Origin of the sequence: Egbenema bharatensis FJBBOT/2019 (assembly GCF_048077055.1) — a bacterium.
In the GTDB taxonomy this organism is placed as follows: domain Bacteria; phylum Cyanobacteriota; class Cyanobacteriia; order Elainellales; family Elainellaceae; genus Egbenema; species Egbenema bharatensis.
The window spans coordinates 6,988,627-7,001,979 of sequence record NZ_CP182236.1; the positions used below are offsets into that span (position 1 = coordinate 6,988,627).

At 50.1% G+C, this 13,353-nt stretch carries 12 protein-coding genes and 1 pseudogene; 11 read left to right on the plus strand and 2 right to left on the minus strand.

What is annotated here, in order from left to right; all coding sequences use genetic code 11:
- Positions 1-97: 97 nt before the first annotated feature.
- The 11 genes and pseudogenes from ACM1PF_RS32550 to ACM1PF_RS32600 all read left to right on the plus strand — a co-directional run bounded on the left by ACM1PF_RS32550 (position 98) and on the right by ACM1PF_RS32600 (position 10,434).
- A complete protein-coding gene (locus ACM1PF_RS32550; RefSeq protein ID WP_416670577.1) occupies positions 98-808 on the plus strand; it encodes a DUF554 domain-containing protein in 711 nt (236 codons plus the stop codon).
- A 124-nt stretch (positions 809-932) separates the two neighbouring features.
- Positions 933-2,069: a hypothetical protein gene (locus ACM1PF_RS32555; protein ID WP_416670578.1), complete on the plus strand. Its 1,137-nt coding sequence runs from the start codon at positions 933-935 to the stop codon at positions 2,067-2,069.
- Positions 2,070-2,514: 445 nt separating this feature from the next.
- Positions 2,515-3,557: pseudogene (locus ACM1PF_RS32560) on the plus strand (hemerythrin domain-containing protein).
- Between the two features lie 102 nt (positions 3,558-3,659).
- Positions 3,660-4,181 carry a DUF2231 domain-containing protein gene (locus tag ACM1PF_RS32565; RefSeq protein ID WP_416670579.1) on the plus strand — a complete coding sequence of 174 codons (522 nt, stop codon included), beginning with the start codon at positions 3,660-3,662 and terminating at the stop codon, positions 4,179-4,181.
- 36 nt (positions 4,182-4,217) lie between these two features.
- A complete protein-coding gene (locus tag ACM1PF_RS32570; protein ID WP_416670580.1) occupies positions 4,218-4,946 on the plus strand; it encodes a DUF3891 family protein in 729 nt (242 codons plus the stop codon).
- 57 nt (positions 4,947-5,003) lie between these two features.
- The gene (crtO, locus tag ACM1PF_RS32575; protein WP_416670581.1) at positions 5,004-6,698 is read left to right on the plus strand and encodes a beta-carotene ketolase CrtO; all 1,695 of its coding nucleotides are present in this window, start codon (positions 5,004-5,006) and stop codon (positions 6,696-6,698) included.
- A gap of 105 nt (positions 6,699-6,803) precedes the next feature.
- Positions 6,804-7,910: a saccharopine dehydrogenase family protein gene (locus ACM1PF_RS32580; RefSeq protein WP_416670583.1), complete on the plus strand. Its 1,107-nt coding sequence runs from the start codon at positions 6,804-6,806 to the stop codon at positions 7,908-7,910.
- A gap of 149 nt (positions 7,911-8,059) precedes the next feature.
- Entirely contained in the window at positions 8,060-8,893 is an 834-nt protein-coding gene (locus tag ACM1PF_RS32585) for a YdcF family protein (protein ID WP_416670585.1), read from the plus strand.
- A gap of 128 nt (positions 8,894-9,021) precedes the next feature.
- Positions 9,022-9,690, plus strand: coding sequence for an HAD family hydrolase (locus ACM1PF_RS32590; protein WP_416670586.1), 669 nt, complete (start codon positions 9,022-9,024; stop codon positions 9,688-9,690).
- A gap of 147 nt (positions 9,691-9,837) precedes the next feature.
- A complete protein-coding gene (locus ACM1PF_RS32595) occupies positions 9,838-10,149 on the plus strand; it encodes a hypothetical protein (protein ID WP_416670587.1) in 312 nt (103 codons plus the stop codon).
- Between the two features lie 60 nt (positions 10,150-10,209).
- A complete protein-coding gene (locus tag ACM1PF_RS32600) occupies positions 10,210-10,434 on the plus strand; it encodes a DDE transposase family protein (RefSeq protein WP_416670588.1) in 225 nt (74 codons plus the stop codon).
- A gap of 89 nt (positions 10,435-10,523) precedes the next feature.
- Here the strand turns inward: ACM1PF_RS32600 and ctpC are convergent, their stop codons facing one another.
- A complete protein-coding gene (ctpC, locus tag ACM1PF_RS32605) occupies positions 10,524-11,810 on the minus strand; it encodes a carboxyl-terminal processing protease CtpC (protein WP_416670589.1) in 1,287 nt (428 codons plus the stop codon).
- A gap of 203 nt (positions 11,811-12,013) precedes the next feature.
- Complete coding sequence (ispG, locus tag ACM1PF_RS32610) at positions 12,014-13,246, minus strand: (E)-4-hydroxy-3-methylbut-2-enyl-diphosphate synthase (protein ID WP_416670591.1); 1,233 nt, start codon at positions 13,244-13,246, stop codon at positions 12,014-12,016.
- Positions 13,247-13,353 lie beyond the last annotated feature (107 nt).

The window sequence follows — 13,353 nt, forward strand, 5'->3', positions numbered from 1 at the left end:
TTGAGATATAACCTGGGTTGAAGCAGATACTCGTCAACCCCGTCAGCCCTCAACCGATCGCGTATGCTATCTATCTAGTCCTTGCTCAATTCTTCCCATGCTCGAATTTTGGACAAAAACCAGCGGCACCTGGATTAATATTGCCACCGTGTTAATTGGAACAGGATTGGGATTGTTGATGCGAGGCCGGCTACCCGTGCGGATGCAGCAGATTATCACGCAGGGGATTGGACTGATTACCCTGTTTATTGGGATAACGATGGCTAGCAGCCTCACAGAAGTACAGGCTGGGCAGATCGATGGGGTGATTTTGGGTTTGCTGGCGATCGTTCTGGGGGGCTTGCTGGGCGAGTGGGCCCGGTTGGAGGAAATGCTGGCGGCGATCGGCGATTGGCTGAAACAGCGGTTTCAGGGTAAGGGAAATTTCACAGAGGGCTTTGTTGCAGCGAGTTTGCTGTTTTGTGTAGGGCCACTGGCTTTAATTGGCAGCTTGAATAATGGCTTAACCGGGGATAACACTCTGCTGGTTCTGAAAGCGGTGATGGATGGCATTGCTTCGATCGTCTTAACCAGTAGCTACGGGATGGGGGTCGGTTTTTCAGCCCTGGCAATTTTGCTTTATCAGGGGGGACTCTCCCTGGCGGCGGGAAATCTGGCTCAAGCGATTCCTGATCCGGCAACGGCTCAACCGGTATTGTTAGTAACAGGGGTGGGTGGACTCATTATTTTGGGTTTAGGGCTGAATCTACTGCAAGTCGCTAATATTCGCGTTGCGTCGCTGCTGCCTTCGTTATTTTTGGCCCACTAATGTACTGGATTGGCGATCGGATCAATTAAGCACATGGATAGATTGCAAATTTAAGAAATCTTCCTTAGGGTATAGGGGGCAATTTTTTGCCTTGCACCTGTCCTAACAATCAGGAGTGAATACCATGTCGATCAACGCAATTGAGCCTGCTGTGGATTTGGCAGCGACCAGCGTGTTACCAGGCCCCCTGCAAGCTGCTCTGACTCCACTACAGCTCACTCAGGCGGATGCGAACGCATTCTTAGAGGATGTAGCCCTGTCGATTCGGGAAGCCAGTGGAACGTTAAGTTTTGAAAATGGCATCCTGACCAGTAATGTCACTTCTCCCTTGGGAGAGTTGATTGGAACGTTTAATCTAGTTGAGCTAGTGACGGATTTGGCTACGTCAGTCGAACCGCTCACGGGTTCATTTACGCTGGAAGGGGGAACGCTGGTTGGTGAGGTTTCCGAAGCCGATGAATTGCTGTTTGGCGGAACCTTCCAGGTGACTCAGCTCGTTAATGATGCGCTGACGGCCTACCTGCCCCAAATCTCTGGCACAATACCCTTTGCCGATGGCGCGTTTCTCGTTGATCTGTCCACTCCGTTTGGCGATGTCAGTGGCACGATCGATTTCGGCCAGGGTGCTCTGGTTTCAGATCTCACAACTCCCTTCGGCACCCTCAATGCCACGATCGATCTGGGTGATAACGCTCAAATCCCTATCACGGTTGATGGTACGGGGATTGATCTGGGGCTGGCCTTTTTACCGATTCCGGCTTCCTTTGGCGCACTCCTGGATCTCTCCAATGGCTTCATTACTGCTGATCTAACCTCAGTTCTGCCTGGGCTGGTTGTATCCTTACCGCTCAGTGACCTGTCAGGAACCATTACCCTGGCTGACGGCCAGGCTACCGTTGCCACCAATACGCCGATCGGAGTCGTTGAAAGCTCCTTTGAAGCTGCGCCTGCTGCCAGCAGCCTGATTCTGCCGATTCTGGAAAATGCTTCGGGGACTCTCGACCTGGCAGAAGGACAGTTAACAACCGCTCTCACGACCGCCTATGGTGACTTTGCTGGTTCCCTAAATGTCGTCAGCTTCCTGAACAATTTTGCTAGCTCCCTCTCAGAGGTTTCGGGTACGGTGAGTATCGCAAATGGAATCTTGACTAGTAACCTCACGACACCCTTTGGAGATTTGATTGGCAACTTTGATCTGAATGAGTTCTTAGACGCATCTACACCCTTTTCAGAAACCCTGACCGGAAGCCTTGCAGTATAGAATTAGAGCGAAATGAGCGATGATCAGCGATCGTTTTTTCCATCTGTACCCTGAATTTGGATTGAAATAGAAAGATTGCTGAATCGGTTTTATGTTCCTGATTGATCGGCTAGAGTTCTTGAGTCATTTCTATCCCTAGAGCTATTCCTATCGGACGCTCGATCGGTATCGTCACGCAAAATTGAATCCAGATTCCAGGAAACGACCGTATAGAGAGGTAAACAAGAAATCTGAATCCTTGAGTGAAGGAAAAATCTGAGTCCAACAGAAAAGGATAGAGACTCAGTTGTGCTGGTAAGGTGCCAGTAAAATGAATCGTACAATACTTTCTATTGTTAAACAAAGTTTAGGTTCAACCGTAAGATTGATGATGCAACCAGTGGGATAGTGTGAGACTCCTAGGTATGTGCATATCCGTATGTACGAATAGATAAGGAGAACACACATGGTATCGACGCTTGATGATACAAAACGAGCTTCTATTGCTAGAAAACTGGCAGAAATGAGAGCCGTTCAGGATTTTCTGATTAATAACGAAAAGAAGCTGATTTCGTCTATTTCTGATGAAAAAATCCGCGAACGATTCCAGAGTATTTTAGAAGATGATCAAAAAAATCTGGGCGTTTTAGACACTGCAATTGTGCAGTATGGGGTGCGATCGGAGCCTTCTGAAACGGTTAACCAAATGCTTAAGAAAGCGGAAGAAATGATGTCTGCTTCCCAGCTTTCTGTGTTTGAAAAGGTGTTTCAGCACGAAGCCCTTAAGCATCAGCAAGTAATGACAGGCTTATTGCTGCACAAAGCGGCTCAAAAAGTCGGGGCAGATGTGGATGCAGCGATCGGCCCAATTAACACCGTCAACTTTGAAAACCGGGCCCATCAGGAACAGCTCAAAGGGGTTCTAGAAGTTCTGGGTGTGCGGGAACTGACTGGACAAGAAGCCGATCAAGGTCTGTGGGCCGGGTTCAAGATGCCGTTGCCGCTTTGTCTGGCGTTGCGGGTAGTGTTGTAACTCAAGCTTCCGACAAGTCAGACATGAACCTGCAAGATGTGATTCGTATGGATCACCAAAAGGTTAATGTCCTGTTTGGCGAAATTGCGAGTGCGAAGGATGCCAACAAGATTCAGGAATACTTCGGTCAGTTGTACAAAGACTTGACCGTGCATGCGATTGCGGAAGAGCAAGTGGTTTATCCCGCTGTGCGGCCTTTCTATGGCGATAGTGATGTGCAAGAGCTTTATGATGAGCAGGCTCAAATGAAGACAATGCTGGATCAAATTAAAGCTACCAGTCCCACTTCACAGGAATTCAAGGATGCAGTGAAGCGACTGCAGGATGTGGTCATGGATCACGTTCGCCAGGAAGAAAGCACCATGTTCACCGCGATTCGGAATAATTGCTCCAGTGAACAAAGTGAGCAGTTAGCAACTGAATTTAAGGCAGCGAAAGATCGCCTACAGAAAGAAATGGCTAGCTCCTCCAGCTAATCGTTAAGGTTGGCTGATCCAGATCCTCCTGTCCTTTACGGGATGGGAGGATTGAAAACGCAAATGTAAAACCACATTTTATTCCCAAAGGCAAGAGGCGAAATGACACAGACTCCCAACATTCCACCAATCATTGAGAGTGACGATCGTGAATACCGCGATACTGGTGTACCCAGTACTGTAGCCGTTGCTGGACATCCCCTCCATCCATTGCTAGTCACTTTTCCGATCGCCTTTTTGACGGCTGTACTGGCCACCGATCTGGCTTATTGGTTTACCCAGGATGCATTTTGGGCTAGAGTTTCAATCTGGTTGATTGGTGCAGGGATTTTAACGGGTGTAATTGCGGCAATCACCGGAATGCTGGATTTCCTGAAGATTACCCGCGTCCGGCAGCATAGTGCTGGATGGATCCATATGGTCGGTAATGTAGTGGCACTGGGTCTTTCGCTGATTAACTTTGGACTGCGTTGGGGGAATGTCACGGGAGCCGTCGTCCCGGTTGGATTGATTCTGTCTCTGATTGTTGCCGCCGCGTTGGGAATTACGGGTTGGTTCGGAGCGGAACTGGTTTACCGCCATAAAGTTGCAGTAATTGGTTACGGGCCAAACGAACGGCCTTGACCAAACTATCAATCGGAATAAAAGACTACCAAATTTATGATCGTTAATCTACTGGATGATGGCTGGGAAGTCATTTATCATCGCGCCCATGCCCTATTAGCAGCGCAAATCGCTGGACAATGGTGCAGGGCAAATGCCCCTGAACGGCTGTACGAAACCATCGCCGCCATTTCCCACCACGATGATTTAGAGCGGGAATGGGAAGGGGATCGAATTACAGACGCTGGAGCACCCTTGGACTTCATGCTTGACTCTGAAGCCTCGATCGACAAGTTGAGGGAGCTGATTGCCAGTGCATGGTATCGCAGCAGATGGGTCACATTGCTCACCTCAAAGCATATTTGCTTTTTGCACCAGAGCCGCAAGGGTTCATCAAAAGAATGGGATACTTTTTTGAATGAGCAAGAGAAGCTGCAAGAACGGTGGCAAAAGCAGCTCAAGATTAAACCGGAGCAAGTTGAGCGAGCATATCAATTTATGCGGTGGTGCGATCGCCTCTCATTAATTCTGGCCCAGCGTCAAATCCCTATGGCGGGAAGGGCTGTGGAGATTACAAGCGGCATTGATGGGCAGCGTTATGATGTGCGTCAATTGGATGATGGTCGGTTGACGGTGGAACCCTGGTGTTTTCAAGATCATGAGTTCACAGTCAATGTGGAAGCGGCTCACCTTTCAGAACTCAAGTACGACAATAATGAAGCCTTAACGGAAGCACTTAAGGATGCCCCGATTCGGGTATTAGAGTGGACGTTTGTTAAGCAGTAATGCGTACCAATGAATTTGAGCAGGAATTAAGCAAGGATTAATCAAGGATATTCAGCAATGCAAACTTATGATGTTGTAATCATTGGCGCAGGACATAATGGGCTGGTCTGTGCTGCTTATCTTCTAAAAGCAGGCCATAGCGTATTGCTGCTAGAAAAACGATCGGTTCCCGGTGGGGCAGCCACAACGGAAGAAAGCTTACCAGAGGAAGCACCAGGGTTTAAGTTTAATCTGTGTGCGATCGATCATGAGTTCATCCATCTGGGCCCAGTTGTGGAGGAACTGGAGTTAGAGAAGTATGGATTAGAGTATCTTTACTGTGATCCGATTACATTCTGTCCCCATCCCGATGGCAAGTACTTCTTCGCACACAAATCCGTAGAGAAAACCTGTGCAGAGATTGCTCGGTACAATTCGCGGGACGCGCAGAAGTATGCTGAATTTATTGACTACTGGCAGCGTTTACTCCAGGGCATTGTTCCCGTTTTTAATGCGCCCCCGAAGTCAGTGCTGGATATTTTAGGCAACTACGATCTGGCGAAGTTAAAAGATTTGTTTTCCGTCGTTGGGCTATCCAATAAGACGCTCGATTTGGTGCGAACTTTATTGAGCAGTGCGGAAGATAATCTTAACGAATATTTTGACTCGGAATTTCTCAAAGCTCCCCTATCCCGTCTGGCTTCTGAACTGGGAATGCCACCAAGCCAGAAAAACCTGTCGATCGGCGCGATCATGATGGCGATGCGGCACCACCCCGGAATGGCCAGACCGCGAGGCGGAACCGGGGCCCTGACTCAGGCATTGCTGAACTTAGTCAAGGCTTTAGGGGGAACGGTGCTGACCGATCGCTCCGTGGAAAAGATCCTGATTGATGATGGTCGTGCGGTGGGCGTGCGCGTGGCGGATGGCACTGAATATCGGGCCACACGAGGCGTAATCTCCAACATCGATGCTCAACGACTGTTTTTGCAACTGATGGATCAAAGCGAATTACAGCAGGCTGATCCAGAATTAAAAGAACGGTTAGAGCGACGTACTGTCAACAATAACGAATCAATTCTGAAGGTCGATTGTGCCCTATCAGAGGCTCCCCGATTTGAGCATCATCAACATCGGGATGATTATCTGATTGGTTCCGTTCTAATTGCCGATTCTGTGAAGCAAGTAGAGATCAATCACCACGACACGACCATTGGCAAAATTCCGGATTCCGATCCGTCTATGTATGTAGTGGTTCCCACGGTGCTAGATCCGTCGATGGCTCCGGCAGGGAAACATACGCTATGGATTGAGTTTTTCGCGCCTTACAAAATTGAAGGCTTGGAGGGAACCGGGCAGCGAGGCACGGGTTGGACGAATGAATTGAAAAACAAAGTGGCCGATCGCCTGATTGATAAACTGGCGGACTATGCGCCGAATGTCAAACAGTCCATTATTGCGCGACGGGTAGAAAGTCCTCCAGAATTAAGCGATCGGCTGGGTGCATTGAAGGGCAACCACTACCACATTGATATGAGCCTGGAACAAATGGTATTCTTCCGGCCAATGCCCGAATTGGCTAACTATGAAACCCCGATTGAAGGACTGTATTTAACGGGTGCTGGAACCCATCCCGGTGGATCGATTTCGGGAATGCCAGGACGCAACTGCGCACGTGTCTTTATTCGAGCGCAACAGCCTCTCTCTCAGGCTCTTAAAGGTATCCGATCGACCGTCGGTTCAACGGTTGGGTCTATCTTACCCCCTTTCTAAGTTCCTGTTCGAGTTCCTGCCCGAAAGCGAAATGGTGCTTTGAAAACACAAGTTTCCTGCATTCGGGTAGGGGCTAAACATATTGCTGTGAAATAAACAAGGATTATGACAAAACGAGTTTTAATCATAGGAGGTCGAGGACGGATCGGCAGCAGTATTGCCGAAGATTTATTGCAACATACGCAAGCTGAAATCACCATCACCGGACGGACCAGCGATCCCAAGCAGTCCTGGAAAGCCCAACTGGGCGATACGGTTAAATTTGTGCCTCTCCGAATCAGCGATGATAGTCAGCTAACCCAGGCAATTTCCTCTACAGATCTGGTGATTCACTGTGCCGGGCCGTTCCGCTATCGAGAAGGTCAGGTTTTAAAGAAGTGCATTGAACAAGGGGTAAATTATGTTGATGTCAGTGACGATCGACGATTTACCCAGATGGCGTTGGCACTGGGAGAGGAGGCTCAAGCGGCTGGGGTGACCGCGATCGTTAATTCCGGCGTTTTTCCTGGTATTTCCAACAGCATGGTGCGCCAGGCCGTCGAGCAGCTCGATACAGTGGAGAAAATTCACCTCAGCTACGTGGTGGCCGGATCGGGGGGCGCAGGCGTAACGGTACTCCGAACGACCTTTTTAGGCTTACAAAATCCATTTGATGTCTGGGTGAATGGTCAGTGGAAAACCGTCAGTCCCTACACTGGACGAGAGGCGATCGAGTTTCCGGCTCCCTTTGGGCGGGTAGGCGTATACTGGTTTGATATGCCAGAAGCCTTTACCCTGGTGGACGCTTTTCCCGCCCAGTCAGTGGTAGTAAAGTTTGGTTCTGCACCTGATTTGTACAACCATCTCACCTCGCTGGTGGCAAATTGGTTCCCGAAAAAGCTGGTGCAAAATCCGGCTTTCGTTGAAGTATTGTCAAACATCAGTTATGGGATGACCAACTTGAGCGATCGAGTCAGCGGCATTGGTGTGGCGATGCGGGCTGATGTGAGTGGGCAAAAGGCGGGAGAGGCAGCGCACTATACCTCTGCTTTCGTCCATGAACATACGTCAACGGCAGTCGGTTACGGGACTGGCAGTCTGGCAGAACTGATTTTGGAGGGTCAGTTAACTAAGCCAGGGGTATGGGCCGTGGAGCAAGCTTTGTCCACCGATTTGTTTGAGCGGGCGATGCAGAGTCGCAAGGTGAAGATTCAGCAGGGATGGGTGAACTGAGGATTGTGTTTCAATCTGCGTTTCAATTTTCATACAGCACCCCGATTTCCCGGAGTTTGGCTGTAGGGTGAAGAGTGTATTTAGGCGATCGGTAGGCGATCGGGGAGCGGTAATTTTTTACTTTTACCCTTTCCCTGCTGCTACTCTCGATGCCCCAACGCGCTGCTTCTCCATCTTCAGCCCTCAGCCTTCCCATGCTCTTCCTCTCCAAACTCATCCCACTTTTCCTCTACCCTCTGGGTTTTGCCAGCCTGATGCTGATTGGCGCACTCCTGACCCTGTGGAAACGGCCCCGTCTGTCTGCCATCTTTGTGCTGCTGGCGTTACTGGCGATCCTGCTACCGGGGAATACCTGGCTCTCCAATCACCTGGTCAAGTCTCTGGAGTGGCAATATCTTCCTGCCAGTGATTTGCCCAATGCGGATGCGATCGTAATTTTGGGTGGAGCCACCCGCCCTCAGGAACCCCCTCGTCCCTGGGTAGACCTGACTGAGGAAGGCGATCGGGTAATTCATGGCGCGCAGCTATACCTTCAGGGAAAAGCTCCGATCGTCATCATGAGCGGAGGACGGATTGATTGGCAGGAGAATCAGGGAGCCTCTGAGTCCGCAGATATGGCAGAGATTGCAGAAGCCCTTGGCGTACCCTCAGCGGCAATTTTGCAAGACCCAACTTCGCTCAACACCCATGAGAATGCAGTGAACGTCAAACAAATTTTGCAAGACCGAGGCATCGATCGCGTTTTGCTCGTTACTTCTGCCATGCACATGCCCCGCTCGATCGCGATTTTCAGGAAACAGGGGATTGATGCGATTCCCGCCCCTACAGACTTTCTGGTTGCTGAAGCAGATTTACAATCTACCCAAACGTCCCAGGATACGATTTTAGCTTTGCTACCAGATTCCGGCAGCCTGCACCGCTTCACCCGTGCCCTGAAAGAATATATTGGCATTGGGTTTTACTGGCTGCGGGGTTGGCTGTAATGCGTAGAACCTGATTACCGAACCCTACTCTTCCCCTGGAAAGACGTATTTATCGTAAGGCTCTGATTCTATGGAAGGCAGAGATAGAGTCTAACGATCGCATTCAGGGGAATGGGGAGATTTGAATTATGACCTTGCAAGGTGTACTGCTGGATATCGATGGCACGCTGGTTCTCAGCAACGATGCCCATGCCCAAACCTGGGTGGAAGCATTTGCTGCCTATGGATACGAGATTGAATTTGAGCAGGTTCGACCCATGATTGGCATGGGGGGTGACAAGATCATCACCAAACTGGTTCCGGGGCTAACAAAAGAATCAGGGGATGGTCAGGCGATCGATGAACGGCGGAAGGAACTGGTGTTGAACCAATATGCAGCTCAGATGGCTCCTGCAAAAGGTGGGCGGGAATTGGTATTAAAAATGCAGGAAGCAGGATTGCATCTTGTGGTCGCCAGTTCTGCTTCTAAAGAGGAACTGGAAACATTACTCAAGGCGGCTCAGGTAGAGGATTTACTAGAAGAAGCAACCACCTCCAGCGATGCGGAATCCTCGAAACCAGCCCCCGATATTGTCCAGGCAGCCCTTGATCAAGGCAAGTTCCAACCCGATCGCGTTGTGATGCTGGGGGATACACCCTACGATATTGAGTCTGCTGGGAAAGCAGGGGTAGAGGTGATTGCGGTACGCTGTGGTGGGTTTAGTGATGAGCAGTTGTCCGGTGCGATCGCTATTTACGACGATCCGGCTGACTTACTGGCTCACTACGATCAGTCGCCATTGCTCAAAAATGACTAACTGGTGCCGGAAAAATGTTAGATCTGGACATGAAGCAGCATGATGAGTAGACGATAGACGATCGAGTGAAAACAGACAGCATTTTCTATCGCTTGTTCCAATATTGTGTATAAGTTCACTCATCTGAGTCGCGAGGAGGTGGAAGCGATGTTAGGACTGAGCGATTTGAAACAAACCAGAGTTTACCAGGAAGCCTTACAGGAAGGTCGGCAAGAAGGTCGGCAAGAAGGTCGGCAAGAAGGTCGGCAAGAAGGTCGGCAAGAAGGTCGACAGGAGGGTCGACAGGAAGCTCAGAGGGAGATGCTTGAAAATCTCCTGCAAGCTCGATTTGGAGAAGTAGATGAGGAATTGAGGGCGATTATTGAACCATTACTTCAGTTGTCTGCCGCTGAATTTATGCCGCTGCTGCTACAACAATCGCGGGATGAATTAATTGCCCAATTCAGGGATCTGCACTAAAATGACATCCCAATCTTGAAAAAGATCTGTTAAAAAACCTGTTGTAGATCCTATGACCCTATGACCAGCCCAGAAACAAATCCAGCTTCCTGGTACATCATCAAGCGATCGGATGGTCACTGTGACATTGTTCCAGGTGATTCGGAATTAGCCAACCCAGACCCATCCACCTCAAATACAGAGACGATCGATTCATCCGAACAGTGGGGCCCCTATGACTCCCAATCCGAAGCGATCGCTCGGCGAGTGGGATTAATCCGGGCTGGAAAATGCCAACCTGTGTAGGAATACAGACTCAAAATCTTGTGGGGTGGGCATCTTGCCCGCCCCTTTAAACAAGCTTTATCGCTTCTACATCTTGCTGCTTCTAGCTGCTACTGTGCGGCTCTCGTCCCCGATCGCTGCTGAGCAATCAGTTGGTCAAGCTGTTGCAGGGCAGTCTGGAATTGCAGATCATCTTCCGTACCGATCTTGTTGCTGACTCCAAACAATTCCTGACGTTGCTCATCCGTCAGTTCCACGACAATGTCAGGATCAATCCCTGCCTGGTTGATGTCTCGACCACTGGGAGTCAAATATTTTGCCACCGTCACCGCCAGCCCAGAGCCATCACCCAGACCCCGCACCGATTGCACCAGGCCCTTGCCAAAGGTACGAGTTCCCACCAGCACGGCGCGATCGTTATCCTGAAGCGCACCCGATAAAATTTCGCTGGCACTCGCAGAACCACCATCTATCAGAACCACCAGAGGCTTATTGGTCAAAGCTGTTCCATTGGCTTGTTCCTGCTCTGAAATCTCCTGACGGTTAACGGTGGAAACAATCACCCCTTCATCCAGCCACATCCGAGCAATATCAATGCTGGCGTAGAGCAATCCGCCGGGGTTGATTCTCAAATCCAGGACGTAACCAGATACCCCCTGAGACTCTAGATCCAGAATCGCCTGGCGCATTTCTTCCGAAGCATTGGCACTAAATTGATTCAGACGAATGTAGCCCACCTGCTCACCGTTTTCCTGCTGCACGGAATAGCGGACTGGGTGAATTTCAATCAGGGCACGCTGAAGCGGGAATTCCATTTCCTCATCGCCCCGACGAATTCTCAGGGTTACCTCTGTGCCAACGGGCCCACGAATCAGGTTCACAGCCGCGTTGGTATCCATGCCCTCAGTGCTCTGTCCGTCAATGCTGACGATGACATCCCTTGCCATAATTCCAGCATCAAAGGCAGGCGTATCTTCGATCGGCGCGACAACAATCAGTTCTTCTGTTTCTTCATCCTGAGCCAGTTGAATTCCAACCCCCGTCAATTCCCCAGAGGTATCAATCTGCATATTGCGGAACTCTTGGGGATCCATAAAGCGAGTATAAGGATCATTCAGCAGTTCCAGCATCTCGCGGATCGCATCATAGGCCTGCTCACGGTTCGTGTAGGCTCGACCTAGATATTGCTGCCGTACAGCCCTCCAGTCCGTTTGGTTGAACGTGCCGTCTACGAAGTTGCGATCGATTAACTGCCAAACTTCGTCAATGAGTTCCTTTGGACTCTCTTGAAAAAAGGCTTGCCCTTGAGACGAGTGCAAGCCAACACCTGTAACAGCAACGGCAGTAACTGCGACCGCTGTTGCACCGAGAACGAGTCCACGTTTTGTCATGCTCATACCCTTGAACTGAAGTGGAAGGACAACTGTAAGGCAAGTACGCCCAATCTAACACAGGCTACAGGAAACAGTCGTTAAATTCGATGTAACCTATTTAGATTTTTAGTGATGATTCCGATGAACAGGATCACCGTGAATTCACGCACCCATTGGGGAGCACTCGCAGTGAGGATGATCAGGAATTGAACCAACTTCAGAGAAATTTAAGGATCAACCCACCGGTCATCTGCCTTGATCAAATTAATCAACTCCTCAACACCTTGATCTTCAGGGACTTTTTTGATTTCTTCCCGCCCCCGGTAAAGCGCGATAAAGCCAGCCTGCTTGCCGACATAGCCGTAGTCTGCATCCGCCATTTCACCGGGGCCATTGACGATGCAACCCATAACCGCAATGTTCAGCCCCGCTAAATGTTTTGTCGCTTCCCGGACTTTATGCAGCACCTCTTCCAAATTAAACAGGGTGCGGCCGCAGGAGGGACAGGCGACATACTCTACCATTGTGCGTCGTAAACCCAGGGCTTGCAAGATGCCGTAGCAAACCGGGATTTCTTTCTCTGGAGCTTCCGTGAGGGAAACGCGGATCGTATCACCAATTCCCTCAGCCAGAAGGGTGCCAATTCCAGCGGTGGACTTGATGCGACCATACTCCCCGTCGCCAGCCTCCGTCACGCCAAGATGCAAGGGGTAATCCATCCCCAATTCATCCATACGCTGCACCATCAAGCGATTCGCCGAAATCATCACCGGGACGTTAGAGGCTTTTAGGGAAATTTCAATGTTGTAAAAGTCCATCGATTCACACAGGCGGATGAACTCCAATGCCGATTCCACCATGCCTTCCGGAGTGTCGCCATAGGTGAACAGCATCCGTTCCGCCAGGGAACCGTGGTTCACGCCAATCCGCATCGATTTGCCCTGATCCCGCAGAGAAACGACCAGCGGTTCCAGGGTTTCTCGAATCCGATCGCCAATTTCATCAAATTCCGCCTGAGTATATTCAGTCCGGTTCGCCTTGGGCTTCTCAAAGACGTAAAGTCCAGGATTAATCCGCACATTATCTACGTGCTTGGCGGCTTCCAGGGCAATTTTCATCCCGTTGTGGTGCACATCGGCTACCAGGGGAACGGGCTGATACGTGGTAAACACCCGATGGCGAATTTCCTCCATGGCCTTGGCATGGGCCATGCTGGGTACGGTGACACGAACAATTTCGCAGCCAATTTCATGCAGCCGCTGAATCGCTGCCACTGAAGCGTCAATGTCCAGCGTATCTTCGTTGATCATCGACTGAACGGCGATCGGGTGTCCACCACCAATGAAAATGCTCCCGACTGGCACGGGACGGGTTTTACGACGACGAATTTTGCCATCGGTTGCCAGGCAAATCGGAGAAGAATCGTTGCTGACTGTAACAGGATTTGGAAGAGTTTGCATACCCTACAGATTGTGTCGTGCGACGGAATGGGTTGAAGGACTGAGTCCTGAGGCTGATTCCCAAAGAGGATAGACTCCGTTCTTCAGGGAACATTCAGGCATCAGGA